The sequence below is a fragment of the Acaryochloris thomasi RCC1774 genome (genome assembly GCF_003231495.1).
Classification (GTDB): domain Bacteria; phylum Cyanobacteriota; class Cyanobacteriia; order Thermosynechococcales; family Thermosynechococcaceae; genus RCC1774.
This window is the reverse complement of sequence record NZ_PQWO01000004.1, coordinates 129,235-154,302: the sequence shown is the minus strand read 5'-3', so window position 1 is coordinate 154,302 and position 25,068 is coordinate 129,235. Positions and strand designations below refer to the sequence as shown.

The following is a 25,068-nucleotide window of genomic DNA, read 5'->3' as shown; positions in this document are numbered from 1 at the left end:
GAAGATGGCCGCACGGGCATGAGTCCCTCAACTCTAAAGCGGGCCTTTCTCAACAACCTTTTCTATGTTCAGGGCAAGTTCAAGGCACTGGCAACCCCCAATGACTACTACATGGCCCTTGCCTACGCCATTCGTGATCGCCTCCTGCAGCGCTGGATTAATACCGCTGCCATCTATACTGCTCAAGGATCTCGCACCGTCGCCTATTTCTCTGCCGAATTCCTGATGGGCCCACACCTCGGCAACAACCTGATCAATCTTGATATCTATAAAGATGTCGAAAAAGGGATTGCGGAGATGGGTCTCAATCTCGGCGAACTACTAGAACAGGAAGAAGAGCCTGGTCTCGGCAACGGCGGTTTAGGACGACTGGCGGCCTGTTATCTAGATTCCCTCGCCACCCTAGAAATCCCGTCGCTGGGATACGGCATCCGCTATGAGTTTGGCATCTTTGACCAAGAGATTGAAGATGGCTGGCAAGTTGAGATCACCGATAAATGGCTGCGCTTCGGTAATCCGTGGGAAATTGCGCGTCCTGAGTGGGCCGTGGAAGTGAAGCTAGGCGGCCATACCGATCACTACGTTGACGATCATGGCCGGTATCGGATTCGCTGGGTTCCCGATCAGCAGGTCACCGGAATTCCCTACGACACGCCGATTCTCGGCTGCCAGACCAATACTGCTAATACCCTGCGTCTGTGGACTGCAGAAGCACCCGAATCGTTTAACTTCAATGCGTTCAACTCTGGAGACTATCTCGGGGCCGTCTACGAGAAGGTGGTCTCTGAGAACATCTCTAAGGTGTTATATCCCAACGATGACTCGTCCCAGGGTAAGAAGCTGCGGCTAACCCAGCAATACTTCTTTGTCTCCTGTTCACTGCAGGATATGATCCGCATTCTGGTCGGCCAAGAACTGCCCCTTGAGAAATTCCACGAGAAGTTTGCGGTGCAGCTCAATGATACGCACCCGGCAATCGCAGTTGCCGAACTGATGCGGCTTCTGATTGATATGCACCACATGAGCTGGGATAGTGCTTGGTCGATCACGCAGCGGACCTTTGCTTACACCAATCATACGCTTCTACCCGAAGCCTTAGAGCGCTGGCCGGTGGAGTTATTCGGCAGTCTCTTACCTCGCCATCTAGAAATTATCTATGAACTCAACGACCGCTTTTTAGACGAAGTGCGGATCAAGTTCCCAGAAGATGACAGTCGCCTCTCACGCATGTCGTTGATTGACGAATCTGGCGAACGATATGTACGGATGGCGCACCTCGCCTGCGTCGGAAGTCATGCCATTAACGGCGTGGCGGCCCTCCACACAGAACTGCTGAAGCAGGATGTTCTATACGACTTTTATCAGATGTATCCGGGCAAGTTTCAGAACAAAACCAATGGCGTCACGCCGCGACGGTTTATGGTGCTGAGCAACCCCGCCTTAACGGAGCTGGTGACCAGCAAGATTGGCGACACCTGGATCAAAAATCTAGGGGAGCTACAGAAGCTAGAAGCCTGGGCCGATAATCCAGAATTTCAGCAACAGTGGCGGCAAATTAAGCAGGCCAACAAGCAGGAATTGGCAGCTTACATTCAGAAGCACAATGGAATTATCGTAGACCCCAATTCAATCTTCGATATTTTGGCGAAGCGCTTCCACGAATATAAGCGTCAGTACCTTGATTTGCTCCATATTGTGACGCTCTACAACCGCATCAAAGCCAACCCAGATATTGAGATTACCCCTCGCACCTTTATCTTTGGTGGTAAGGCTGCTCCGGGTTACTTTATGGCGAAGCTGATCATTAAGCTGATCAACTCAGTTGCAGATGTGATCAATCGAGATCCTGATGTGCGCGGTCGGCTGAAAGTAGTGTTCTTGAAGAACTATAACGTCAAGCTAGCGCAGCGGATTTATCCTGCAGCTGATCTATCGGAGCAAATCTCTACAGCAGGCAAAGAAGCCTCTGGAACCGGCAACATGAAGTTTGCTCTCAACGGCGCGCTGACCATCGGTACGTTGGACGGAGCTAACGTCGAAATTCGTGAGGAAGTGGGGGCCGAGAACTTTTTCTTGTTTGGCCTCACAGCGGAGCAGGTTTATGCCAAGCGGGCTAGCGGCTACAACCCGATGGAGTACTACAACAGCAATGCAGAACTGAGGCTGGCCCTCGATCGGATTGCTTCTGGGTTCTTCTCCCACGGTGATACAGAGTTATTCAAGCCGTTAGTTGATAGCTTGCTGCACCATGATCAGTATTTTCTGCTGGCCGACTACCAGTCCTATATTGACTGTCAGGAGCAGGTGGGCTTAGCCTATCGTGACCAGGACCGCTGGACGCATATGTCGATTCTGAATGCAGCCCGGATGGGTAAATTCTCTTCCGATCGCTCTATTCAAGATTACTGTCGAGAAATCTGGAAGGTTGAGCCGGTCACAATTACATTAGAGAATTCTGAGGTGACGGACTCTAGCTTCACCGCAACGGTGATTTAAGCCTCGTCCCTTCTTTATATAATGAAGTCCTTTCTCAGATTATTGGGAGGGGCTTTGTTGTATATGTAGTCTTCGCCAGCAGTCACAATCTGCGTTGGGAAGGATGGGTATGACATGAGATATTGGCCTTGCCTTGCCAAACACGTAAGATTAAGACAGACCTATCAAACGTTAGTGATATGACTGACTCCACCGCCACCGAATCCCGGACCGAGGGATTGACGGCAGAACAGCATCAGCAAAAGATGCGGCGGCGTAAGGAAGTGCAGGATCAGCGGGTGGCTGAACGCTCTAAAGAAAAGGGGCTGGTGATTGTCCATACGGGCAACGGTAAGGGGAAAACCACAGCGGCGTTGGGGATAGTATTGCGATCTCTCGGTCACGGCTACAAGGTTGCGATCGTTCAATTTATTAAGGGGGCCTGGGAACCTGCGGAGAAGGCTGTTCTGGAGCAGTGGCCGGACCAGTTGATGTTTCATGCGATGGGCGAAGGGTTTACTTGGGAAACTCAGGATCGCGATCGCGACACTCAAAAGGCCCAGAAAGCATGGCAAACCGCCCTCAGCTATATCCAGGATCCTGACTATCAGCTTGTTTTGCTCGATGAAGTGAATATAGCGCTCAAACATGGATACCTAGAAACTGATGCTGTTATACAAGGACTGACCAGCAAGCCTGAAATGTCCCACGTCATTTTGACCGGCAGGGGCGCGCCAGAGGCTTTAATTGAGCAAGCCGATCTCGTGACTGAAATGACAATGGTGAAACATCCCTTTCGCGAACAGGGCGTCAAAGCCCAAGCTGGGATTGAATTTTGAGGAGATAAAATGCAGAACACGAGCCTACCCATTGCCAAACAACGCCCCTGGCGCAGCGTTACGGCTGATGTTATTCTTGCAGCCTTAGTCAGCGGCCCTCTAGCAGCCCCGTTTTTAGCCGCTGCTCCATTACCAATCCTGCCGCAGATTGCCGACATTATCTACTTCATGGGCAATCATGTTTGTCCGCAGCCTGAGATGGGCTTGGCGCTGTGGCCCCCCAATTTGATGGCGGTCTGTATGCGCTGCTTTGGCACACTCATGGGGCTTATGGCAACGAGATATTGGGTTGAGAAAGATCAGGGAAAAGGTCGATACTGGCTGCATCAGTATGGCTTGCTGGGCTTGCTGTTAACCCTCTTACTCTGCTTGGTTTATCCCTTTGAACTGCGCGCCCAGGCTTTGGGTTGGTGGGACTACAGCAATCCCATTGTGACTGTATTTGGAGCAGTCTCTGGGCTAGGGTTAGGCGCTTACATTATGCCTTTGTTACATGGAAGTTCTGTTCAGAAACTAGGGTAAACCTAGACGCCACAGAGCAGACGAAAGAACCCTAGAGATCGCTTCCTTCTGAGGTGTCAGAGGCGGAAGCGACAGGCAAATTTTATACATATGTATAAAATTTGTCCTTTAGGTATGACAAGGTCAGCTAGCCAAAACAAAGATGATTAGCGATAGGTCGGTCTTGTCCTGGAACTTTCCCATGAACAGTCAAGCGCAAAGATTGACTCATCAGCAGTGGATGCTGCTAGGAACTTTTCCCTCAGCACAGCTGTTCCGCCAATGTGCTGCATATTTAGACAAGTGTTCAAGGTTGTAGCGGTGCAGCAAAAAAACCAAGGTGATTAGCGACAGGACGTTCTTGCCCCGGCACTTTGCCATGAATCACTGCATTTAGGGTTTGAGGGCCGGTGTCGGTTGCGATCGCAACAGTAGTTGACCCCCCACCATCGAGCCGCATCGCAGTATCGGCCCCTAACGACTGAACCAAGTCCACAACCTCTGTGAGCATTATTCCTTCGCTATAGAGAGGCTGCTTACCATCGCTCAGAATCAACCATAGGCGACTGCCGCTAGCATCGAGGGCCGCAATGTTGACGGGGTAAGGCGGGTCAGTGTTATTCCTGCGGACCACGGCCCCAAAGCCTTTGGTGGGTTCCCCCTCATTCAGAAGTCGGGTATTACCTGCAACCGCCTGCTCCGTGCCTTCAGGGCAATCGCCGCTACTCGCAATTTCAGCCCGCTGTGATAAGAAGCAGAGGGCTGTTTGACCGAGTTGAGGCGGAGAAACAACCTGTCCATTAGAAATTGCTAGACCACCCAGCATGACAGGTGTACCCTGCCTGGGTTCATAGTTCCACAGCGTCTCTTCCCGAAACGGGAAGAAGAAATTAGCGTTAACGGCCAGCTGAAGCTGATGTTCCTGCAAAAAAGTAGAGGTGCGTTGGGCCAGGGTTTCTTTGCCTGGATTAGGATCAACGCTGAGATTTGCCTCTTTAAAGCTAGGGGTAACAAAGGGACGGAGTCCCGGAGCCGTGAGATCAAGTTCAAGAATATGAATCATCAAGGGGCGAGGCTGTGTCTGGATGCGGCGGCTGTAGAGAATCCCTTCAAAAAGCGGTTGATTTGTAATGCGGGTTCGAGCCGGACGCTTTAGGGTGGCAGCGCCGTAAACTACCAGCGGCATCAGTAACCCAATCCACATCAGTCCTTTGAGAAGCACCTTTGGCCCATGTTTCATTTCTGTCTCTTATCCTGGAGAATGTGTGACCGCTGTATCTTGCTGATTTGATCGACTTCTAATTGTGATTTGGCTGTTCCATTTTCAACTCTGTTTATGAATCATCGTCATTCCAGACAGCTCAAGGTTTGGTTTACAGCACTACAGGGCTTGGGACTGGTTGCGATCGCATCCCTAACATTCTCTATCATCAGTACAATCCTGTTTGGTTTACTCGGCTTAGCCCCCAGCCATCCTGACTGGCACCTCGTTCCCCTATCAGGTGGAGTGCTAGCTCTAGCGGGAATCGCCGTAGGTATCCAGACGCTGAAACCCTCGAAAACCTATCTCATGGGCATCGTCAGCGGCCTCGCCTCCGGTGCTATCCTCGGCTTCTATCATGCAGGTCAGTTGAGTCAAGAGATATCCTGGGCCGTTGGCGGCGCCATCCTCGGGGGGCTGTTGGGCGGGGCATTAGCAGAATGGGCCTATCGGCCTCAACCAGGACTTGGACAATATTTTTTTGGGGTTGCGATCGCAATAGTAAGCACCCTTTGCGCCTATGGAACAGCCTTTGGCTTTGGTGCCTGGACCTTAATGGCCGTTAGTACCCAACACTGGGGGCTTGCGTTTTTACTGACATTACCAACAGGACTATATCTCTGGCTGACGCAGCGATCTTTACGTTGGATTTACCGACAGTGCCGCAAAGGATGGGAGCAGAGCTGAACAAGCGCATCGCCTACAGATCGAATAGCCCTGAAGCAGGTGTTAACTTCCGTAGGCGAACCTAGCCTTTTGCTCGCCCAATCCACGATAATGCACCTGATTACCCCACACTTCTCATTGGAGGCTCCCAATGTTCTTAACTCGCTGGTTAAAGCGACTAGCACCGCTTCTTGTCTGTCTCGTACTGCTCGTCACAGCCTGCAGCACCTCAGCCCCCGATAAGTACGAACAGGTGCAAAAAGACACCACCGGTTTTGGTAAGCCTGCCGCCGTCGCCAAACAAGCTGAGAAAGGCGGAACCTTTAATCAGTTCTTCCCGAAAGACGAAGGAGATTACAAAGTCGTTCCGAGCCAAGAGAAAAAGGGCTTTGCGCAGTACAAGCTCAATCAGGACGGCACCACGTTGGCCATGCTAACCATCAACGACACCGCCAGCCTGCCCGCCGCCGCCGCCAAATACGATAGCGCCACAGAAACCATTGCCGGATACCCCAGCGTTAAGCAAGGCACCACCGCCCTTGCTCTGCTCGTGAACGGACGCTACCAAGTCAAAGTGCTATCACGAGATCAGTCGTTCACTGAGGCCGATCGGTCTACATGGCTGCAGAAATTTGATCTAAAGGGACTCGCCAAGCTAGAGGGCGTATCGGGACCGCAGGCGAAGAAGGCTCCCAAATCATTGACGACACAGCAGCCGAAAACTGCTCCGAGCCTGCCAAACGCCGCTCCGAACCGCAACCTAGTGCCGCAACCGGCAGCCTAAGCCCTGACATTTTCTGGTCACACAGCAGTGGGCCAAAACACATACTCTCGAACGATTGACGGCAGATACTTAGGAGACAATCATGAGCAAGAAGATTTACGAATTAGTCGATAAGCTGCCTAAGGGGGGCATCACCGTAATGGCCCTCAAGTCTCTGGACAAATTTGTGCCAGGGAAATGGGATAACCTCGTCGGGTTCGACAACACGATTAAAACCGTGACCGGCGAAACTGACCCAGCGATGGTGCAGGCGATTGGAGAACGGGCCATTACCCTGTTTAACGACAAACACGAAGGCTACCAACGTGCTTTATGGCTCTATCAAACCGTTGATTCTGCCTCTGGGATGCTGGGAACCGCAGCCCTCGCCAACCGCATTGGTCAGGATAGCTTCCTAGGTTTTTTAAAGAACATTTCGCCTAAGCCTGAAAAAGCCCAGACCATCGACCTCAGCATTAAGCTCGTAACTGAAGTTGTGGCGTTTTGCCACATCAACGGCATCCCTGGCGATAGCTTGGGTGACTTCTTAAAGTCCTTGGGCGATTACAGTAGCGAGTCATTGATGCGAATGGCGGCCCTGGTGACCTTTGACGGCGTGATTCCCTTAGGTGCTGATTTCTCTTCTAAGGTGCTTGCCAGCATCAAAGGGATGGGAGCCTCGGACCTAGAAAAAAATCAAACTTTCAAAGGCGTCAAGAAAGAGATTCCTGGAGACAACGCTGAGAGCAAACTTGCCTTTATTACTGAAAGCTTCGAGTCCACTAGAGGATGGATGGATAAATTCGTCGCCGAGAAGGGCATTACCCAAAGCTCTGCAGTGGATGGCTTAGCGGGCTTCATCGAAGGCTCGAAGAGCAAGCTCGATTATCTAGGTGCGTTTCTCGATATATCGGTGAAGTACTACGAACATACCGGCATTCAAACGCTGTCGCGTCGGTTGATTGAACGCGCTGTAGCCGAGCTCTAGCTTTATTTCTCCATGTTTATAACCCAATGGGACCTGACCCAACAGCAATAAATAGCATCGAAACAGAACGACTAATTCTCCGCAGATTCTGTGAAACAGATCTAGACGAGATAGCTGAGGTTCTGAGTCATCCAGACGTGATGAGGTTTTCGTTGAGTGGCCCTTATTCTCACGAGAGAGTAAGGGCATTTATTGATGGATGCTTAAAGAGCTACGAAACAAGAAATGCGGGGTTACTTGCTGTTATTCCTAGAGACGAGCAGAGAGTCATTGGTTATTGTGGCTACTATTTTCAGGTCATTGATCAGCAAAATGAAGGCGAGATTGGTTATCGTCTGCATCCAAATTACTGGGGGCGTGGGATTGCAACAGAAGCGGCCATAGCCGTCAAAGAATATGGTTTTGGAACATTGGGTTATGAGAGGATGATCTCGATTGTTGAAGTAGAGAATATCGCATCCATACGGGTAGCAGAGAAAAATGGCATGACGTATGAGAAAGACTCCATTTTTCTAGGGCAGGTTCCAGTCAGGATTTACGCAATTGAGCATTCCCAAACATGACCTCAATTGCATCAAAATTGCATCATCTCGTTAGCTGCGAGGTCGGAAGCTCAATATGGTTACCACCCAATTCTCCAGCAACTTTGCATGCAAGGATATCTCCGTCTTGACTGCCGCCGAACGCAGGTTTCTTATTCCACACGGATGGTCTTCTCAATATCGATTAAGAGTTGATTGTCACGGAAGAGTTGGTATTGACCGACCCATTCACCTGAGAGAAGAGCCGTTGAGGTGTTCTTTTTACCGATAGAAGCGACCCATACCCGCTGAGCCTGAGAAAGCGGACGCTCCAGCTCAGCGGCGACCTTTCCTGTTGGATCAAGCAACTGTAAACGTTCTCGATCACCTTGGAGAACGCCATAGCTGTGCGCCCAAAAAACAACGGCAGGGCTATTTGCAGCGAGAGCAGAGTCTGAAAAGGCTCCAGACCATAGCTGATCGAGATCGGGGAGCTGAGGCGCAAACCCCGCTCGGATCAATCCCGTCGGTTGATAGGGGAGGTCAGTCTTCCAGAGCGGTTGCTTAGATGTTTGACACCCCGATTCGGCATTTGGCCCCACATACGGATCAATCACTTGACCTTGGTAGCGAACGCTTAGATGAACATGGGGGAACGATGCCGCTCCAGAGGTTCCCACGAGGCCCAAAACACTTCCCTCCGCGACGGTGTCTCCAGATTTGACGGCTACGCTGCCTTGACGTAAATGGCAATATTGAGTCTCCCACTCCTGGCCGTGGTCAATGACCACACCGTTGCCACATTCCATGCCCTCAACCGCAGATGTATCAGCAGGGTCTTTGATGCGCTGATCCGGAATATCATTGCGGATGCGGAGTACGGTTCCCGCTGCTGCAGCTTTTACGGCAACACCTTGAGCCATGATTCTTTCGTCTGGAATGGCAAAGTCTGTCCCCTTATGGCCGTCGTAGGTCATCCGGCCGCAGCCGACATCAACAGCGTCTGGCCCCGGATCTCGATCGGGATAAATTAAAACAAAGCAGTTTTGGCCGAGAGTACAGTCAATGGGCTGCCCCAATTTCAGGCTGGGCGCAGCTTGAGTGATGAAGCCACATCCGAGGGCCAGAAACAAACCCAGAAAAATAGGCAATAGCTTCCTACGCATGATGGGGCCTCTCCGCTCACAGGTCTCTGTTCTTTCTCATGCTAGCGGCAGGGGGCAGTGACCTGAAGTCGAGATCTCTAACCTCAAAAGCGAAAGCTATGCTGCGCTTTTCTTCTTTCGCTTTTGCTGACGTTTGATTGGCTCTAGAACAGCCAAAGCCTGCCGTCGAGCTTCGTCATGCTCAACAAGGGGCTGATAGTAGTCTCTGCCGTATAGCTGGGGCGTACTGAATCCTGCCACGGGTATGTCTGCTAATTCAGGCACCCACTGATGGATAAAGCTGCCCTGCGGATCAATCTTGGAGATGCCTTTATTGGGGTTATACACTCGAAACCAAGACCGTCCTCGATTGCTGACGCCTGCATGACTTTGCCACTGCCAGTGATCAATGGCGACGTCGGCATCAATAAGTTTGTTCATGTAGTGATTCGCGCCCCACTGCCAAGGCAGAAAAAGATCGATGCACAGAAAGGTGGCGCACAGGGCCCTGAGCCGAAACGGAATCCAGCCGGTTGCATTGAGGCAGCGCATGGCAGCATCCACCAGCGGGTAACCCGTTTTGCCCTCACACCAAGCTTGGTAATGATCTTCATTCTGACTCCAGGACACCTGATCGAATGCCTCTAGGTAAGACTCGGTTTCACAGCGGGGGAGGTTGCGTAGCTTTTGAGCAAAGTGATCACGCCAAAATAGCCGACTAATAAAACCGTCTAGGTTGCGCTTTTCCCATTTTGTGGCGGCGGGTCGATATTGCCGCACCTGTTGATAAATAGTCCGGGCAGACATCGTCCCGAATTTGAGGTGGGGGCTGAGCCGACTGGTTTTCTGACTGGCCTGTGTGGCAACGCTCAGGCTCTTGAGATAGTCGGGTGCTTTGTGGTGGATAAATTCAGAGAGCAACCGATGGGCTTCCCGTTCGCCCGCTGTGGGAATGCGTTGATCGGATTTGGGTAAATCTAGATCCTGAAGCGATCGCAACTCGTCCATTCCTTTCACCGCAACAGGCGGCAAAATCTGGGGTCTGGGCGCAACTGGCTCACTCAAGAACTGATACCACTGGGGTGTAAAAGTTTTCAGCGCATAGGTCTGCTTCCCGCCAGCGGGCAACAGCGCTTCAGATCGAAACACCTGCACCCTAACGCCCAGATTCTTTAAGGAATCTGTGACAGAACAATCCGTTTCGGTGCGCCACAGTCGTTCACTGTCATCATTCCAGTACACGGCATCCGCCTTGAACTCTGCTGCGACTTGAGCAAGCACCTGCCGCTGATCACCATACCGTCGCACCAAAGTAGAACCGAGATAGTCCAGATTCTTTTGCAGACTGTCTAAGCAGTCCAGCAAAAACTGAACGCGCCCCGAGCCTGTTTCAGGATGCTGCAGCAAGTAAGGATCAAAAATAAACAGCGGCACAATCTGGGCTTGCTCAGCCACCGCCTGTGCCAGCGCGGGATGATCGCTCAAGCGCAAATCACGTCGAAACCAGACAATAACGGTGGGGGCCATACTGGACCTCAAAACAGCGACTACTGAAGCGCAAAAATCATGATATTTTATACATAGTACAAAAGTACTTAGTTGACGGCAATGACGCTCCGAAAAATCCTGCACATCGATATGGATGCGTTCTTCGCCTCCGTTGAACAACGGGACAATGTAGCCCTGCGGGGCAAACCGGTTGTCGTGGGGGGACGACCGGAGCAAAGAGGTGCAGTTGCTGCCGCGAGTTATGAGGCAAGGCGCTACGGCATTCACTCGGCGATGCCTTCTCGAACGGCAGCTTTACGATGCAAGGATTTAATGTTTGTCCGTCCTAGATTCGAGGTTTACCGTCAGGTTTCAGGACAAATCCGAGCCATTTTTAGAGAATATACAGACCTTGTGGAACCCGTCTCTTTGGACGAGGCCTATTTGGATGTGACCACCAATAAGCTTGAGATCCGATCGGCGATAGAGATTGCCCACCGGATCAAGCGGCGTATTTATTCTCAGACTCAGCTCACGGCATCTGCTGGAGTCTCAATTAATAAATTCCTGGCAAAGATGGCCTCTGATTTAGATAAGCCGGATGGCCTATCTTTGATTCCGCCCGATCAGGCGCAGGCTTTTGTGAGCGACCTCCCGATTGCAAAGTTTCACGGCATTGGCAAGGTGACGGCGGGCAAGATGCACGAGCTGGGGATTCAGTCTGGCCAAGATCTGCTGCGATGGTCTGAGGCCAATCTTGTGGCTCAGTTCGGTAAGGTGGGGCACTACTATTACCGGATTGCAAGAGCGGACGATCAGCGAGCAGTCAATCCGAACCGGATTCGCCGATCGATTGGGGCGGAGCGGAGTTTTCTGACTGACCTAACCGAACCAGAACAGATGGTGCGGGAGTTGGATGCGATCGCAACTCTTCTCCAGCAGCGGCTGGCGGAAAATCAGCGCTCCGGCACAACTTTGACGCTGAAGATTAAATACGCCAGCTACCAACAAATTACCCGCAGTCGAACGTTGAGCGAACCACTAGACGACATTGAGGCGATCCGGCAGCTAGCCCATGAACTGCTGCGCACCCATCTTGATCCGGAGCAATCCGTCAGATTACTGGGCCTGACTGTCTCTAACCTCAGTTCTGCTCAAAATGGCCCCCAACAGCTTTCTTTGCAGCTTTAGCGTCTTTAAGGTAAAAGTGTTTCTATATTGCTAAGAAATCGGGCTATTTAACAGACGGCGGATAGTCTAGTAAGAAGGCTGTATTTGTGGAGTGAAGTCAATGCTAAGGTTCCCGATAACTCTACTGCTGAGCATCCTATTTTGCATGCCTAGCCTTGCCCAAACAGGTGCGCCTTTGGATGAAGAACCCTCCGTTTGTGAAACTGAAATTGATGGGTCAAGTAATCGCGTTCAGGCAATTCAGGGCCTCAAGCTAGTGGAATCGGGTTCTCGTCTGTACCGCGATCTTGATACGAGTCGTCCGGTTGCTTTCACGCACTCCTTTCTGTTCTTGATCAGCGGCGGTGGTGGCGAGAATCTACTCAATTCACCCGTGTTTATGAACAGCCTAGCGAGTAATATTCTGAACAACTGTACTCACATTGGCGAGGTTGTCTTTGGCCTAAATCAATCAGACTGGTCTGAAGTCTACGGTAAGCGAGAAAGCGGCGAAGTCTTTCCCTTCAAGTGTATTGAGGCTGGGGAAGATGCAAATCCGGTTTGGGGTGAATTTATTTGCCCCTAACGGCAGAAACATCATCAACTTCCAGCGCGCTCAGGACTTTCATTGCGGCTTGTTGCTTGGCTTGCTTTTTTTGGGTTGCGATCGCAAACCCCTCCACCTCATGCCCCTCGTAGCCCAACCTACAGAGACAAGAGAACCCAGATTCCTGCGCCTCAAATTCAAAAATGGGTGGCTCTCACCCCATCGCCTGACACAGCTCCAGTAGCGTCCCAATATAATTTTGGGCCTCTGCTAAAGGGCAATCAGACCGCGTTTGCTGAGCGTCCCCAGCGTCTTGAGCATGGGTCTGAGTCTTGCCCCTTGATCAAGTAGTCGAGTATCTGTAACGGTCCTTGGGACAGATGCGATCGCACCTCCGCTGCCAGCGTGGATTTAGACAGTTGTTTCGCGCTCCATGATCTCATTCTCTACAGGGCAATCAGTGCAGATAAAAGGATCACAAAGCCGACAAATCTTGTAGGCATGTTCTTCTCCTTTCAGGATGTTGCGCAGCATCTTTTCAGCAAGACGACCCAATGTTTCTCGCTCAGAAGGATTTAGACTATCAAGCGCACAGGCAAGCAAGTTTTGACGAGACGAGAGAATCTGTTGACATTTGACTTTTCCTGCCTGTGTCAGGGTAAGGGAGATTGTACGACCATCCGTTGCGGACTGTCCCCGACAGAGAAGGTCATGTCGAACAAGCCTGTCAACGAGTCGAACAGCTCCGGAGTGAGATAGTCTTAGCGCTCCACATAGTTGATTGATACTCATCCCTGGCATGTGACCAACAAGTGATATCGCAGCGGCAGGTGATGACGAAGGGACATGATTCTGTGTTACTTGAAGAAGATCGTCTGCCAAAGCGAGGGATAACGCCCCAAAGACGTTCTCAATTTTTTCCTTAGTCATAGTTCTATGAAGAGATGCGTTGTATTGGGAAATTGAGATTCAGAAGAATATTATATGCTTGACGCACATGAACGCCTTGTATATGCTTGGCGCATATAAATAAATTCAGCATGAAAGCTTTGCTATGATTCGAAATGCAATAACTGAAGACAAGGTAAGCCTTCTGGCAATAGCCGAAGCGACCGGGCTATTCTCGCCGCAAGAGCTTGATGGATTTGGTGAGATGATGAGCGAGCATCTCGGTAGTCAAGGAGAAAGTGAAAATTTTTGGATCACCGATGACGAAAATGGACTTGTCGGAGCTGCCTACTACGCACCGGAGCCATTTTCTGAAGGCGTATGGAATCTGTACTTCATCGGCATCCTCCCGAGTGAGCAAGGTAAAGGACGTGGCACTGCACTCATTCGTCATGTGGAAGAAGTCTTAAAAGAACGCGGCGAACGATTGCTGTTAGTGGAAACTTCAGGCGTAGATAGCTTTGAGCAGACACGCTCTTTTTACCGTAAAAACGGATATGACGAAGAAGCAAGGATTCGTGACTATTACAAGGCTGGAGACGATAAGATTATTTTTCGAAAGGCACTGAATTGCCCAGCATAGTCAGTCCTAGTCACCACTGCTAGATATTCCGTAGCCGAAATTACCTGCGAGGATTCTCTTGAATTCTTTCTGTTTGGTAGCATTTAGATTGGATTTGGGGTTCCAGTAGCATTACGATGACTTGGTTTTAGCGCAGTTTGCAGTCGCCTGCTTTCTATAACTCTCAGCCTTGATTTCAGTAATGAGGGCATGATGGACAAGGCAATCTACCGCAGCCACTGTCACCATTGAATCACTGAAAATGCTGTCCCACTTGGAGAAGGGATGATTGACTTCGTTCTTATAGGCGCGAATTTTATTCGCCAGCTTCAACTTTTTTCAGTCAACCAGGAAGTCAGGACTCTGACATCAGAAATTGGCTGCATCTCTTGGCAACAAAATGAGGTCTTGTTGAGTCACGGAAAGAGAGTCCTTGACGACCTCAACTTTGAGTAATGGGACAGATGACGAATGAAAGCCGTTCAAAGAACTAAAAATGCGGTAGATTGAGTCAGGTTTTGGATAGATTGTGGATCTTTTCCCTAGACAAGAAGAAGTCAGAGGTATCGCTCGTGAGGTTCACCAACGAACAGTAATGTGTTTCGGCCACTGTCGCAGCGCTTCGTGCCCTATAGATCGGACCGATCAATCACCTTACAGGACCTTACTTAATGAGCGCGCTATCAGAAAATATCTATAAAATCTATCTGGGTCTTTTAATCATTATCGGGCTATACAGCCTCCACAAAGTCTCGATTGTTTGGCGCTTCTATAAATATAGAGACAATGTTCCTCAGCCTCAGTCTTACTATTCTGATTGGGAACTGCCGTCGGTCACGATTCAATTACCCATCTTTAATGAAATCAATGTCGTTGACCGCCTGCTAGAAGCCATTGCCCACATTCATTACCCTCGGGAAAAACTAGAAATTCAGGTTCTCGATGACTCTCTGGACGAAACGCAAACCCTGTGCCGCTCCAAGGTCGAAGAGCTGCAAACACGAGATCTAAATATTCACTACATTCATCGCCACAATCGGACGGGCTTCAAAGCGGGTGCATTAGAACATGGCCTCCAGTCAGCATCTGGGGAGCTGGTGATGATTTTTGACGCTGATTTTGTCCCGGCACCTGACACGCTGCTCAAAATGGTGCATTACTTTTCAGATCCTCAGTTGGGGATGGTGCAGGCCCGATGGGGACACATCAATCGTCACTATTCTAGATTGACTGAAGTGCAGTCCCTGATGCTGGATGGGCATTTCGTGACCGAGCAAACGGCTCGCAACCGTTCGGGATGCTTTTTCAATTTCAACGGCACCGCTGGTATCTGGAGGACTGAGGCCATTGCCGATGCCGGTGGATGGCAGCACAACACGGTGACAGAGGATTTAGATCTATCCTATCGAGCGCAGCTTAAGGGCTGGAGGTGCATTTATTTACCGGAGATGATCGTACCGGCGGAACTACCGATGGAGATGAATTCCTTCAAAGCTCAGCAGTTTCGGTGGGCAAAAGGGGCCAGTCAGGTAATGAAGAAGCTGTTGCTGCCGATTCTCAAATCCAATGCACCGCTCAGCGTCAAAGGGGAGGCGTTTCTGCATTTAACGAATAACTTTAACTATTTGCTGTTGATGGCGTTGCTACTGCTGTCTCTGCCCTATCAGATCTACCTAACGCAGGCACCTTGGCAGCATGGAGTATTCATTCATCTGCCTCTATTTTTGATCACGACGTTGAGTGTTTTGTGCTTCTACTTCGTTTCTACGCGTGAGCAACCTCTTAAGCTACCGCTGTGGAAGCTAGTTCACAACATCGTTCTGCTCATGAGTGTGGGGATTGGGCTAAGTATTAATCAGTCTCTAGCAGTCTGTGCAGGTTTGTTTGGGGGTGGTGTTGATTTTATCCGCACTCCAAAGCACGGGGTTGTCAGTCGCCAAGAAAGCTGGAAAACCAAGAAATACCGGGCCGCAAGAAATCTGCTTCCATATCTTGAGCTGTTTATGGCTGTTTATCTAACAATTACGATTGGGGTGGCCCTCAACAACCAGCATTTTCTATCAATTCCGTTTTTGGCGCTGTTTTGGAGTGGCTATGTCTATGTTCTAGCCCTCAGTATTTCGCAGCGCCGGTAAATAGATAGGTTGTGGCCTGGTATCTATCAGCTTTCTTAATACCTAGCGATAATAGCAATGGGCCAACTGCTCAGCCACCAGGGGCGCGAACAGGATCTAAAGTACCCAGCAGCCACTTATTGCGGAGCGTCCCTTGCATGGGCTTGTTAGAAAAACAAATAGACGGAAAAGCTTTTACGACTGAGACAATTAATCACAACACCGAACCCTTATCAGGTTTTTGATACTCTTCGTTGCAATACGGTTGTTGCGCTGGTTTATGTTGCTACCATTGCAGGCTTTAAGTCTGGCGATGCTGGCTCAAAATGCAACACCATTATTTGCTCTGATCGTAATCCAATAGACTCAAATGTTCGTCCGTCACGATCGCTAAACTCAACTTCAAATGCAGTCTCAGTAGCCAACGTCTCAACCACGGTACCAACTTGCCCACACCACAAGTTGTAATCTGGTAAATCGACTGTCAATGCTACAACATCTAGTAACTTGATAGAATTTGCTGTCATTGTTCTTACCTCCACTAACTACAATGGATAACAGGTTGTTAATCTCGGGACTGTTGAACCATTTTCGAGCATCCATCCACTCCGAAGAGTCGCACTTCTATTGTGCCATTCAAGAACAAAATCTAGTGTGTAGCGTTGCCCAAATTGATCTTGCCTTCCTAAGCAAACGTCACCTGTCTTAACAATTTTGAGCAGAATCGCTTGCAATTCATCAGCGTGTTCAGCAGTCATCCCTAAAATTGAGAAAAACAAACGAGCCTTATGCTTTCCAGCATCATGCTCTGGATTAAGGCAATAGTCACGTAGCTTGCGAATATCGACCACCGCATTTTCTGCGTGTGGTAGTAGATCTGCTCTGCTGTTTTTCCTGTCTTGAATGCCACGCTCAACTTTTAATAAGGCAGCTAGAACATCAATGTTGGGATTGGATAAAACCTCCTCCTTTCCTTCAGGACAGTCGTACACGACATAAGTCCATACCCCTGGATTCCCCGCCTCTGAACTTTCGCCTTCGTAGAAAGTAATGGTGCCGTCTTCTTCACACTCATAATAGGCTGAATAAATATCTTCCCAATCTAGATTGGAACTTTTTCGTACATTTTGAACGGTATCTAGTACACCATCAATATGACTGGGCTGACTCTCAATCTGAATCAACCATTCTCCACTCCAAACGTAGTTATGTAGTTCAAGCGGCATTGGCAGTTTTATCGCTGTACTAGATTGTGAGTAGATACGTATTTCTAACGTCTTGGTATCAGGGGCGCGAGAATTATTTTAAAGCGTTGACAAGTAGCGTGTTTCGAGCGTCCATTTGCATACCATTGTTAGACAAAAACACAGAGCCTACAAACTTTATTGGCTAGAGGCAATCGCTTCGTATCCACTCAAGGGAGAAAAGAGCCAATGGCCAGTTTAACACCCTTTTTCCAGGCAGTTTCAGCCAACGCATCCATGAATTCAAATTCAGGTTTAGTTGTGTGAAATGGCTTGATTCCTAGGTCTTCCACTTTATACTTTTGCTCAAGTTTTACATTTTGAGGTAATTCAGATATTCCCAGCTCCTGTGCTTTCACATTTTTAATCCAAAACTCATTAGCAAAAAAGGGCGGATTATCAAATAGAGCAGCGTATAAATCTTTATCTTTGATGAAAAACTTTATTTCATGAGCGTAAGCCATAGTTTCAAATAAAGAAATGACAGTACATCACAGTAGTATGCCCATTTACAAAGATAGGCTAACTATGCTTAGGAGGCAAATTGCCTCCTAAGAAGAAAGAATAAACCGCGTTGAAAGTCTTAGCTAAAGGCAGGGTAACACTTTTAGCTTGAAAGATATATTGAGCAACTAGCCTGATATAAGAATCTTATCCTAATCGGCTAATGTCTTTGCATAAAAGGAATTAGGGATGTTTTCTTGGCTGCTTCACAGAAATTTAGAAGGCAATTTTCCGCCATATATGACAATCTAGGGTTTTATTGGGCATGTCAGATGCAAGCGACTAAACCGAAAAAGCTGCTTGATCAAGTGCGTGATGTCATGCGTACCAAGCACTATGCTTATCGAACCGAGGAAAGCTATGTTCAATGGATTCGACGATTTATTCTGTTTCACAATAAGCGTCACCCGCAAGAGATGTCAGAACCAGAAGTAGAAGCCTTTCTAACCCATTTAGCGGTTCACCAAGATGTCGCTGCGTCGACCCAAAATCAGGCTCTCAGCGCTTTGCTGTTCCTCTATCGATACGTTCTTAAGCAACCTCTAGGTGACTCTATTGATGCCGTTCGCGCCAAACAATCACAACATCTACCAACAGTCCTTACAACTGGTGAGGTAAAACGCTTACTGCAAGGCATGTCCGGCATTCAGCAACTGTTTGCTAAACTCCTCTACGGGTCAGGAATGCGGTTGACTGAAGGCTTACGATTGAGAGTTAAAGACCTCGATTTCGGGCATTCACAAATTACAGTTCGAGAAACTAAGGGCAAACGTGACAGAGTGACCGTTCTCCCCCAAACACTTACTCCACTCTTGCAAGCTCATTTCACTCAAGTCAAACAAATTCATCAAGATGACTTGGCTCAAGGCTATGGAGAGGTATACCTGCCCAATGCTCTCGAACGCAAATACCCAGAGGCCAATCGAGAATGGATTTGGCAATACGTTTTTCCCTCTACTAAACGGTCCATCGATCCTCGCAGCGGTAAAACAAGGCGGCACCATTTAGATCAGAGCGTCATCCGAAAAGCAGTCAAGAGAGCCGCTCAAAAAGTAGGCATTAACAAGAAAGTAGGTTGTCACACCCTGCGTCATAGCTTCGCCACCCATTTATTAGAGAATGGCTACGATATTCGGACGCTGCAAGAACTCTTGGGACATAAAGATCTCAAAACGACTATGGTATACACCCATGTTCTCAATCAAGGTGTATTGGGTGTCCGCAGTCCTCTTGATGTTTGAGCGATGTGAGCAGCGTAATAGTCCATAGCTATCGCCGCTCACAATTGATGATCTAGCTCCCTGCTTTGCCGTGGCTTGGTGAGGGCGGTATAAAGAAAAGAGTCCCCCATGTGAGGTCTGCTCTAATGCCGACAGATTTTCAAGTACCTTCAGAGGTCAGCTTTCAAGATGCGATCGCATTGACTCAAACGCTCTTCACCAATATCGATCAGCTAGCATCCTCTAAAGTTGAGTCTCACGTCGCAGACCTAGTCGCCACGATGAACGGGGCGCGAGGCTTTTTTGTCACCTTTTTGACCAATGAGTTTGAGCTGGATGAAGAGAAGAAGGATGCGATCGCAACTGCCCTCCGCACAGCCCCAGACACCGTAGCAGGATTGCTTGTCAAAAATCTTGTGATGTCCACCGCTATGACCTTGACCCATAGCCGTCAAGACAACCCAGACATGGTTCAACAGTCGCAGCTTACCCGTGAGCGCACAGCAGCCGTTATTCATCAGGTGAAGCTCCCTGCTGTCGAGCAAGAGGCCCAGCAGCTTTGGCAAAGCCTCACCACCGACACCGGAACCTACACTGAATTCCTGCAGCGGTGGGGCTACGACGCCGAACAAAAGCAAGCCATGCAGGCTGCGATGAGTGAGACCTTCCCAGCTCTGCAAGCGTAGAGCTACAATTGCCCTGCTGTAATGGGAGAGAACCGTGAAGAAGGTATTAGTGACAGGTGCCACAGGAAGAACTGGCTCCCTAGTTTTAAAAAAGCTACGGCAGCGAACGGAGCAGTTTGAAGCCCTCGGATTGGCCCGCTCGGAAGCGAAAGCGAAAGAGATATTCGACGATCTAAATGGGTTTACGCTCGGGTCCATTTTAGAAAAAGAGACTTTAGATGAGGCTCTGACTGGCTGCAGTGCCCTTGTTATCCTCACGAGCGCGGCTCCCGTCATGAAAGCACCGCCCGAGCCAGGACAGCGCCCTGAATTTGACTATCCGCCCGGACAATTCCCTGAGGACATTGACTATCAAGGACAGCTCAACCAGATTGATGCAGCCAAGGCCGCAGGAGTAGAGCATATTGTCCTAGTTGGGTCGATGGGGGGCACGAACGAACAGCACCCCCTCAACAAAATGGGCAACGGCAATATTCTGGTCTGGAAGCGTAAGGCAGAACAATATTTAATTGATTCGGGTATCGATTACACCATCATCCGAGCAGGTGGGCTACTTGATCAGCCCGGTGGTGTTCGAGAGCTGTTGGTAGGCAAAGACGATGCTCTGTTGGCACATCCACCAGAAGGCATTCCCACCTCTATCCCTCGGACAGATGTCGCAGAGGTTGTGGTTCAAGCATTGTTGGATCCGCTGGCGCGTAATAAAGCCTTTGACTTAATCTCAAAACCAGAGGAAGCATCTACAGAGACAGTCACCACGCAGTTCTCGACCCTCTTTAGTCAAACGACCCCTGGGCTTTAGATTAAATGCCAGCGTAGGCTCGGACAATCACATCGTCTATCTCAGATCTCAATTCGGGTTTAAGGAGCTTGGCAGCTAATTGCTGAGTTGCTTCAAGTCCTGCTTGCCGCATTTGCTCATCTTTTATGCTGCCGTAGTTTCGAGCCATGTTGCGGAGTACCTTACTATGCTGAACTTGTTCAAAGTTTTCTCCGCCGACACGAACCACACTAAAGCGCGAATCGTCTGGAATGAGCTGATCTTCTGGTGTGCCTAAAAGCTGCATAGCTTCGGTCATCAGACGATGTGCGGTCGCTTCATCTCCTCTGGTGATAGCAGCAGAGGCAAGCCCGGTGAGCTGACCTGAAAAGCCGCCTTCACTAAATCGGATCTGCTTGAAGAAATCTTCTAGTATTTGGAGCCGTGCTTGAACGATCTCATCTTCTTCTGTTTCGAGATAGCCGGTTACAAGCGTCCCAATGCCTAAATAACCAGGTGTCACATCAGCAATGTTCAATCCTTTAGACGCACTCTTCTGTAGTGCTGGTACTGCAGCGAATACCTGCTTAAGGATCGCTTGCTGACCTTGAATGTCACCAATTTCTTTATAGGTTCGAGCGAGGGGTTCTATGTATATAAGTCCGCCAGCTAATATACCGGCTTCCTCAAATGCTGAAAATCTTTCTGTGAGAGGTGTCAGAACTTCTTGCGCCTTTGAGCGGTTGCCAAGCTTGCTATATGCGATCGCAACCGGCAACAAAGCAGCTAAGTCGTATTCGATTCTTGCGAAAGAAACGCGAAGCTCGTCTGCTTCAGCCCGTTTTTCTCTTTCAAAGGGAAGTGTTGTTGATTGAGACAGCTTTGTCAGGTCTGCAAGTGCCTGTTCAGCGGTAGCCACATCATCTAAATCGCCATAGGCAGCAGCAATTTTGCCGATATCGTAAAATCTCCTGCCGTTTTCCTCGCTGTTTTGCACAAGCTCCACTGCTTGATCTAGTAGCTTTTCAGCAGACTCTGTGTTGCCCTGTTGACCATAGGCAGTTGCAAATTGGCCGAGGGTGGCAATGCTTAAGCTCTCAGGCGTTCCATGAGCTATAGCGGTTGCTTGCTGTTGCTTTATCTCTAGAAGCTTTGAAAGCCCTTTGTTTGCTTCTGCGGCATTGTCTAGCTGACGGTAGGCGTCGATAAGCTGTGTCGGGGCGAATGGAGTTCTTGTTTTCCAGAGTGGGCTGTCGGCATCTGTCACCAGCTCAAGGAGGGTGGCAAGTCCTGATTGAGTTATATCAGGATCGTCTATCAGGCTATAGGCTTTGGCGATATCGCCGATGGCGTAGGGTCTCAAGCGCTCATTGGGGGATGTCAGGCTTAGCTCAACGGCTTGTTCTAATAACCTTTGAGCGGTTGCGACTTCACCAATACCACTGTAGTAGGAGGCAATACGAGCAACGGTGCGTGGATAGCTATAGAGGGCAGCAGAGTTTTCACTCGCAATCAGCTCTGATCGCTCTAGTAGCTCTATTGCTCGCGCCTGCTCCCCCAACTCACTGTAGGCATCAGCGAGTCTACGCAGTGTGCCAATCGAATTTTCAGGTTTTTCGTTACTGCCGTTATCAACGGTTAAAACAGCAGCATCTAGTCTCTTGATTCGCTCTGCTGTTGCGGCTGGCGAGAGGCTTTTTGATGGCTGCGGATTTGCTTGGGTGATGAGAGACGGGAGAGGCGTTTGCGATCGCACTGGCAACTGCGGTGCGGTAATTAACAGTGCAGAGACACAGGCCGATACCAGCTTAGGCAGCCTTCCTAAAGCAATTTTGGGGGGCGTTGAAGCAAAAAAAGCGTTGCTTAAAGAAATACTCATAGGATGCACTAAATATCTGCGCTAGAAAGTAAATGAGGTAATGCAATGCCCTGCGTTTAGCCGGATCTAAATCTGCTGTGTAGTGCATAAATCTCTGTACCACAGGCTCTTGACGGTTTCAGAAATTGAAGCCGCGACGGTCTTGTTCTTAAAATAGGCCCGGGTGCAGTTCCGTTTTGTCATCTTCTGAGATGAGCTTCAGATACGCACTGATAATAAAGTCTTGGATGTCACCGTTCGGTTTTCCAAAGGTCTCTTGGGCTAGTGCCGTGAGTTGTTGAAGCTTTTGCTGGGCGAGTTGAGTGTCTTCTATATCAGTGTAGACTTTTGCCATCATCGGGAAACCCCAGCCACTACCCAGCCCCCCATTCCCCTCTGCTGGGTAAGTCATAATAATTTGGCTAATTTCATCTGTGATCTGTAGGGCTACTTCTGTTTCTCCACGCTGGCTAACCGCAGCCGCGACTAGTCCAAGAAATTCTGCTTGGTCTGCGCTGGTCAAGGCACGTCTAGCGTAGTCCAGCAGAGCATTTTGGTACTTGGGTGCAGCTTCGTTGTCTACCTGTGGGTAAAGCCTGCATAGCAACATGAAGAGAAATACTTTTTGAGTCGGATGTTCAGTTTCTACAAATTCTGTGTACAGTCGATCGATCGTTTCCTGTTGTTTTAAGGGTAATTCTAGCTGCTGATATAGATTAGCCAGGTGAGGCAGTGTCAGGATAAACTCTGCTGGATTTAGCTCGGTTGAAGCGGTTAATGAGATGAGATTCACGACCTGTTGTGCTTTGTCCCGGTTACCCAGGGTGTGAAATGCGATCGCAACTTCGCTCAATCCCCTTACTTTGTCGGATGGTCGTTCTATCTTTTCTGCTTTGGGGAGTAAAGCCAGCAGTTGTTGTTCAGCCAACTGCTTATTATTCATCTGGCCGTAGAGCTTGACTGCATCCTCTAAGTAAACGCTGCTATCGGAAAGCGTAACGGCTTTTAGCCAAGGGTAGGCGGCCCCTTGATTGCCGATTTGAAAGTAGGCTTTTGCAATATTAGACTGCAACCAGGTTGCGTCTGTCTTCTTTGCTAACTCACTGATCTGATCGATGCCTTCACTCGCGATCGCCGGTTCATTGAGCTGACCATAGGCAGAGACAATCTTACTGAGCGCTGAAGATCTTTGATACTCATTTCTGATGTTGTCTTTAGCAAGGTCTGTCAGGGTGGAGAGTCCCGCTTGAGCGACGGAAGCCTGCTTCATGCTGCCATAGGCTTTAGCCAGCTCTCCGGTCGCTTCGCCTCGCAGGGCATCTATAAACGAGTCGTGAACTGAGCGACCTAATGTCGTTCTAATCGCTTGAGAATCCGAGATGATTGCGATCGCATCTGCTATCAACGCGGTTGCTGTTTCTACGTCGCCAATCGCGGCATAGGCTGGCGCTAGTTCGCTAATCCTATCGACATAGTGGTGAATAAAAAAAGAATGGTCCGCTGGCTCTAAACCCCTAGGCACTTTTTGCAGTAGCTGTCTGGCGCTTTCTACCTCTCCTATATCGCCGTAGGCAATCGCAATCTCGATCCACGCGGTCCGCTGCGCTTGGGAGGGGTTCATATTACTTGCGATCGCACTTGCCTGCCGCAGTATCTCCCGCTTCGTTTCGATTGAAATCTCTGGAGGCCGTTCATCAGCTGTTTGTGCCAGACGTTCTGCTTGAAATCCAGTCAGGTTAGAAGTGCTTGCGGTATTTGCAAAGCTAGATGCTGAAGCAGTCGCCAACAGGCAGCCTAATGAGAGTGCAGAAGCTCTAAGCTGTTGTTGAATCTGTCGCTTAGCCATGAAAGGAATTTTTGGGGGCATGAACTGACTTGAGATGAAGCTGTCCATAGCATAAGTGGCTGTGCAGCTTAACCCGTGGCAGTTTCAAAAAATGAAACGCTAGGGCTAGAAGCGATCTCACCTTTCAAAACCCGCAACAGCGCCCCTATTCAAGAAAGTGTCGAAACTTCGTATGTGGGAGAGCGGCAACGATGTCGAAAGCAAGAATTTGAAGAATTCATGTTTGCAGGCAGCTTTGAGCCGCACAGCAAGCAGCCCCTAAGCCCTCAAGCGCGTCAAAACATCCAGATCGAGATGCCGTAGATGGCCCTCTTTCACCCAACAGCGACAGCCGACCGGCCCCGCTTGAGCAGACAGCTTTGCATCAATAGGTAAGCGCAGCCAAGACTGCTCTGTAAAGGTTTCATTGCCCTCCGTGAATTCGCCCTCTAAGACTAGAACTTCTAGCCCGCCCTCCGGCTGATAGTTGAGAGTGACACCCGGCTTCCAAGACTCTAGCCGGACTGCTTCACGGCCATCATGGAACAATGGCGTGGTCTTAACACCAGGCCGGTCGGACACCTCGGACTGCGTTCTTGTGCGAGCATCGACGCGTACATGGGTACGGTCCTTAAGATCAAACTGCCACAGCTTCACAAAAATCGTGCAGCCAAGGTCAGACCCAGGCTTGTGCTTCGACTCTGGTGGGTTGCGGATATAGCTACCGGCAGGGAAATCACCATGCTCATCCTGAAACACGCCGTCGAGCACCAAGAACTCTTCCCCTCCAGTGTGGACGTGGGGTGAGAAAGAACTCTGGGGTGCGTACCGAACAATCGAGGTAGCGCGGGCGACTTCATCACCAACACGATCTAGCATCCGGCGCTCTACCCCCGGCATCGGCGAAGGAAGCCAATCGAGTTGAGCAGCATGGACTGCTGCGCGCTGACTAAAATCTGCATTCAAATCCATACTGCTCTCCT

General features: G+C 49.6%; 26 protein-coding genes and 1 pseudogene. 15 read left to right on the top strand and 12 right to left on the bottom strand.

What is annotated here, in order from left to right:
- The first annotated feature begins 18 nt into the window (after positions 1-18).
- From C1752_RS08400 to C1752_RS08390, 3 genes are all read left to right on the top strand, one after another.
- Complete coding sequence (locus tag C1752_RS08400) at positions 19-2,496, top strand: glycogen/starch/alpha-glucan phosphorylase (RefSeq protein ID WP_315865249.1); 2,478 nt, start codon at positions 19-21, stop codon at positions 2,494-2,496.
- Positions 2,497-2,675: 179 nt separating this feature from the next.
- Positions 2,676-3,314 carry a cob(I)yrinic acid a,c-diamide adenosyltransferase gene (gene cobO, locus C1752_RS08395; RefSeq protein WP_110985615.1) on the top strand — a complete coding sequence of 213 codons (639 nt, stop codon included), beginning with the start codon at positions 2,676-2,678 and terminating at the stop codon, positions 3,312-3,314.
- A gap of 9 nt (positions 3,315-3,323) precedes the next feature.
- A complete protein-coding gene (locus C1752_RS08390; RefSeq protein ID WP_110985614.1) occupies positions 3,324-3,836 on the top strand; it encodes a DUF2085 domain-containing protein in 513 nt (170 codons plus the stop codon).
- Between the two features lie 286 nt (positions 3,837-4,122).
- Here C1752_RS08390 and C1752_RS08385 read toward each other — a convergent pair whose 3' ends face one another.
- Positions 4,123-5,055, bottom strand: coding sequence for a phosphodiester glycosidase family protein (locus C1752_RS08385; protein WP_110985613.1), 933 nt, complete (start codon positions 5,053-5,055; stop codon positions 4,123-4,125).
- A gap of 96 nt (positions 5,056-5,151) precedes the next feature.
- Here C1752_RS08385 and C1752_RS08380 point away from each other — a divergent pair, with 96 nt between their 5' ends.
- The 4 genes from C1752_RS08380 (at position 5,152) to C1752_RS08365 (ending at position 8,056) form a co-directional block, all read left to right on the top strand.
- Positions 5,152-5,763, top strand: a complete 612-nt coding sequence (locus C1752_RS08380) for a hypothetical protein (RefSeq protein ID WP_110985612.1) — start codon at positions 5,152-5,154, stop codon at positions 5,761-5,763.
- Between the two features lie 130 nt (positions 5,764-5,893).
- Entirely contained in the window at positions 5,894-6,526 is a 633-nt protein-coding gene (locus C1752_RS08375; protein WP_110985611.1) for a hypothetical protein, read from the top strand.
- Between the two features lie 82 nt (positions 6,527-6,608).
- A complete protein-coding gene (locus C1752_RS08370; protein ID WP_110985610.1) occupies positions 6,609-7,493 on the top strand; it encodes a hypothetical protein in 885 nt (294 codons plus the stop codon).
- Positions 7,494-7,519: 26 nt separating this feature from the next.
- Positions 7,520-8,056: a GNAT family N-acetyltransferase gene (locus C1752_RS08365; RefSeq protein WP_110985609.1), complete on the top strand. Its 537-nt coding sequence runs from the start codon at positions 7,520-7,522 to the stop codon at positions 8,054-8,056.
- Between the two features lie 131 nt (positions 8,057-8,187).
- Here the strand turns inward: C1752_RS08365 and C1752_RS08360 are convergent, their stop codons facing one another.
- Entirely contained in the window at positions 8,188-9,180 is a 993-nt protein-coding gene (locus C1752_RS08360) for a M23 family metallopeptidase (RefSeq protein WP_110985608.1), read from the bottom strand.
- A gap of 96 nt (positions 9,181-9,276) precedes the next feature.
- The gene (locus C1752_RS08355) at positions 9,277-10,686 is read right to left on the bottom strand and encodes a cryptochrome/photolyase family protein (protein WP_110985607.1); all 1,410 of its coding nucleotides are present in this window, start codon (positions 10,684-10,686) and stop codon (positions 9,277-9,279) included.
- Positions 10,687-10,767: 81 nt separating this feature from the next.
- Between C1752_RS08355 and dinB the strand changes: the two genes are divergently transcribed.
- Positions 10,768-11,838, top strand: coding sequence for a DNA polymerase IV (gene dinB / locus C1752_RS08350; protein WP_110985606.1), 1,071 nt, complete (start codon positions 10,768-10,770; stop codon positions 11,836-11,838).
- A 145-nt stretch (positions 11,839-11,983) separates the two neighbouring features.
- Positions 11,984-12,403, top strand: a complete 420-nt coding sequence (locus tag C1752_RS08345; protein WP_110985605.1) for a hypothetical protein — start codon at positions 11,984-11,986, stop codon at positions 12,401-12,403.
- On the opposite strand, the gene C1752_RS29680 is transcribed toward C1752_RS08345, so the two are convergent.
- Entirely contained in the window at positions 12,390-12,521 is a 132-nt protein-coding gene (locus C1752_RS29680) for a hypothetical protein (protein WP_274704505.1), read from the bottom strand. The two genes, C1752_RS08345 and C1752_RS29680, sit on opposite strands and share 14 nt — an antisense overlap.
- A gap of 254 nt (positions 12,522-12,775) precedes the next feature.
- Positions 12,776-13,294 (bottom strand): MarR family winged helix-turn-helix transcriptional regulator, encoded by a 519-nt coding sequence (locus C1752_RS08335; protein ID WP_110985603.1) that lies wholly within the window; start codon positions 13,292-13,294, stop codon positions 12,776-12,778.
- A gap of 124 nt (positions 13,295-13,418) precedes the next feature.
- On the opposite strand from C1752_RS08335, the gene C1752_RS08330 reads away from it, so the two are divergent.
- Positions 13,419-13,895 carry a GNAT family N-acetyltransferase gene (locus tag C1752_RS08330; RefSeq protein WP_110985602.1) on the top strand — a complete coding sequence of 159 codons (477 nt, stop codon included), beginning with the start codon at positions 13,419-13,421 and terminating at the stop codon, positions 13,893-13,895.
- A 111-nt stretch (positions 13,896-14,006) separates the two neighbouring features.
- On the opposite strand, the pseudogene C1752_RS08325 reads toward C1752_RS08330, so the two are convergent.
- Positions 14,007-14,165: pseudogene (locus tag C1752_RS08325) on the bottom strand (ATP-binding protein); the annotation flags it as partial.
- A gap of 380 nt (positions 14,166-14,545) precedes the next feature.
- Here C1752_RS08325 and C1752_RS08320 point away from each other — a divergent pair.
- On the top strand, positions 14,546-16,009 hold the full coding sequence (locus tag C1752_RS08320) for a cellulose synthase family protein (protein WP_110985601.1): 1,464 nt from the start codon (positions 14,546-14,548) through the stop codon (positions 16,007-16,009).
- 257 nt (positions 16,010-16,266) lie between these two features.
- On the opposite strand, the gene C1752_RS08315 is transcribed toward C1752_RS08320, so the two are convergent.
- The 3 genes from C1752_RS08315 to C1752_RS08305 form a co-directional block, all read right to left on the bottom strand.
- On the bottom strand, positions 16,267-16,515 hold the full coding sequence (locus C1752_RS08315) for a DUF4926 domain-containing protein (protein WP_110985600.1): 249 nt from the start codon (positions 16,513-16,515) through the stop codon (positions 16,267-16,269).
- A gap of 18 nt (positions 16,516-16,533) precedes the next feature.
- Entirely contained in the window at positions 16,534-16,893 is a 360-nt protein-coding gene (locus C1752_RS30235) for a DUF6883 domain-containing protein (protein WP_110985825.1), read from the bottom strand.
- Between the two features lie 509 nt (positions 16,894-17,402).
- Positions 17,403-17,696, bottom strand: a complete 294-nt coding sequence (locus C1752_RS08305; protein ID WP_110985599.1) for a hypothetical protein — start codon at positions 17,694-17,696, stop codon at positions 17,403-17,405.
- A 312-nt stretch (positions 17,697-18,008) separates the two neighbouring features.
- On the opposite strand from C1752_RS08305, the gene C1752_RS08300 reads away from it, so the two are divergent.
- From C1752_RS08300 to C1752_RS08290, 3 genes are all read left to right on the top strand, one after another.
- On the top strand, positions 18,009-18,977 hold the full coding sequence (locus C1752_RS08300) for an integron integrase (RefSeq protein ID WP_110985598.1): 969 nt from the start codon (positions 18,009-18,011) through the stop codon (positions 18,975-18,977).
- A gap of 125 nt (positions 18,978-19,102) precedes the next feature.
- Positions 19,103-19,642, top strand: coding sequence for a sll1618 family protein (locus tag C1752_RS08295; protein ID WP_110985597.1), 540 nt, complete (start codon positions 19,103-19,105; stop codon positions 19,640-19,642).
- A gap of 34 nt (positions 19,643-19,676) precedes the next feature.
- Positions 19,677-20,444, top strand: coding sequence for an SDR family oxidoreductase (locus tag C1752_RS08290; RefSeq protein ID WP_110985596.1), 768 nt, complete (start codon positions 19,677-19,679; stop codon positions 20,442-20,444).
- 1 nt (position 20,445) lies between these two features.
- Here the strand turns inward: C1752_RS08290 and C1752_RS08285 are convergent, their stop codons facing one another.
- Positions 20,446-22,281: a tetratricopeptide repeat protein gene (locus C1752_RS08285; RefSeq protein WP_110985595.1), complete on the bottom strand. Its 1,836-nt coding sequence runs from the start codon at positions 22,279-22,281 to the stop codon at positions 20,446-20,448.
- Between the two features lie 148 nt (positions 22,282-22,429).
- Entirely contained in the window at positions 22,430-24,127 is a 1,698-nt protein-coding gene (locus C1752_RS08280; RefSeq protein ID WP_158535042.1) for a hypothetical protein, read from the bottom strand.
- A 54-nt stretch (positions 24,128-24,181) separates the two neighbouring features.
- On the opposite strand from C1752_RS08280, the gene C1752_RS28045 reads away from it, so the two are divergent.
- A complete protein-coding gene (locus tag C1752_RS28045; RefSeq protein ID WP_146242303.1) occupies positions 24,182-24,409 on the top strand; it encodes a hypothetical protein in 228 nt (75 codons plus the stop codon).
- On the opposite strand, the gene C1752_RS08275 is transcribed toward C1752_RS28045, so the two are convergent.
- Positions 24,365-25,057 carry a cupin domain-containing protein gene (locus tag C1752_RS08275; RefSeq protein WP_110985593.1) on the bottom strand — a complete coding sequence of 231 codons (693 nt, stop codon included), beginning with the start codon at positions 25,055-25,057 and terminating at the stop codon, positions 24,365-24,367. The two genes, C1752_RS28045 and C1752_RS08275, sit on opposite strands and share 45 nt — an antisense overlap.
- Positions 25,058-25,068 lie beyond the last annotated feature (11 nt).

Bases quoted from the DNA above. Each gene is read 5' to 3' on its own strand.
- C1752_RS08400 (WP_315865249.1), top strand. From the start codon at position 19: ATGAGTCCCTCAACTCTAAAGCGGGCCTTTCTCAACAACCTTTTCTAT.
- cobO (WP_110985615.1), top strand. From the start codon at position 2,676: ATGACTGACTCCACCGCCACCGAATCCCGGACCGAGGGATTGACGGCA.
- C1752_RS08390 (WP_110985614.1), top strand. From the start codon at position 3,324: ATGCAGAACACGAGCCTACCCATTGCCAAACAACGCCCCTGGCGCAGC.
- C1752_RS08385 (WP_110985613.1), bottom strand. From the start codon at position 5,055: ATGAAACATGGGCCAAAGGTGCTTCTCAAAGGACTGATGTGGATTGGG.
- C1752_RS08380 (WP_110985612.1), top strand. From the start codon at position 5,152: ATGAATCATCGTCATTCCAGACAGCTCAAGGTTTGGTTTACAGCACTA.
- C1752_RS08375 (WP_110985611.1), top strand. From the start codon at position 5,894: ATGTTCTTAACTCGCTGGTTAAAGCGACTAGCACCGCTTCTTGTCTGT.
- C1752_RS08370 (WP_110985610.1), top strand. From the start codon at position 6,609: ATGAGCAAGAAGATTTACGAATTAGTCGATAAGCTGCCTAAGGGGGGC.
- C1752_RS08365 (WP_110985609.1), top strand. From the start codon at position 7,520: ATGGGACCTGACCCAACAGCAATAAATAGCATCGAAACAGAACGACTA.
- C1752_RS08360 (WP_110985608.1), bottom strand. From the start codon at position 9,180: ATGCGTAGGAAGCTATTGCCTATTTTTCTGGGTTTGTTTCTGGCCCTC.
- C1752_RS08355 (WP_110985607.1), bottom strand. From the start codon at position 10,686: ATGGCCCCCACCGTTATTGTCTGGTTTCGACGTGATTTGCGCTTGAGC.
- dinB (WP_110985606.1), top strand. From the start codon at position 10,768: ATGACGCTCCGAAAAATCCTGCACATCGATATGGATGCGTTCTTCGCC.
- C1752_RS08345 (WP_110985605.1), top strand. From the start codon at position 11,984: ATGCCTAGCCTTGCCCAAACAGGTGCGCCTTTGGATGAAGAACCCTCC.
- C1752_RS08335 (WP_110985603.1), bottom strand. From the start codon at position 13,294: ATGACTAAGGAAAAAATTGAGAACGTCTTTGGGGCGTTATCCCTCGCT.
- C1752_RS08330 (WP_110985602.1), top strand. From the start codon at position 13,419: ATGATTCGAAATGCAATAACTGAAGACAAGGTAAGCCTTCTGGCAATA.
- C1752_RS08320 (WP_110985601.1), top strand. From the start codon at position 14,546: ATGAGCGCGCTATCAGAAAATATCTATAAAATCTATCTGGGTCTTTTA.
- C1752_RS08315 (WP_110985600.1), bottom strand. From the start codon at position 16,515: ATGACAGCAAATTCTATCAAGTTACTAGATGTTGTAGCATTGACAGTC.
- C1752_RS08305 (WP_110985599.1), bottom strand. From the start codon at position 17,696: ATGGCTTACGCTCATGAAATAAAGTTTTTCATCAAAGATAAAGATTTA.
- C1752_RS08300 (WP_110985598.1), top strand. From the start codon at position 18,009: ATGCAAGCGACTAAACCGAAAAAGCTGCTTGATCAAGTGCGTGATGTC.
- C1752_RS08295 (WP_110985597.1), top strand. From the start codon at position 19,103: ATGCCGACAGATTTTCAAGTACCTTCAGAGGTCAGCTTTCAAGATGCG.
- C1752_RS08285 (WP_110985595.1), bottom strand. From the start codon at position 22,281: ATGAGTATTTCTTTAAGCAACGCTTTTTTTGCTTCAACGCCCCCCAAA.
- C1752_RS08280 (WP_158535042.1), bottom strand. From the start codon at position 24,127: ATGCCCCCAAAAATTCCTTTCATGGCTAAGCGACAGATTCAACAACAG.
- C1752_RS08275 (WP_110985593.1), bottom strand. From the start codon at position 25,057: ATGGATTTGAATGCAGATTTTAGTCAGCGCGCAGCAGTCCATGCTGCT.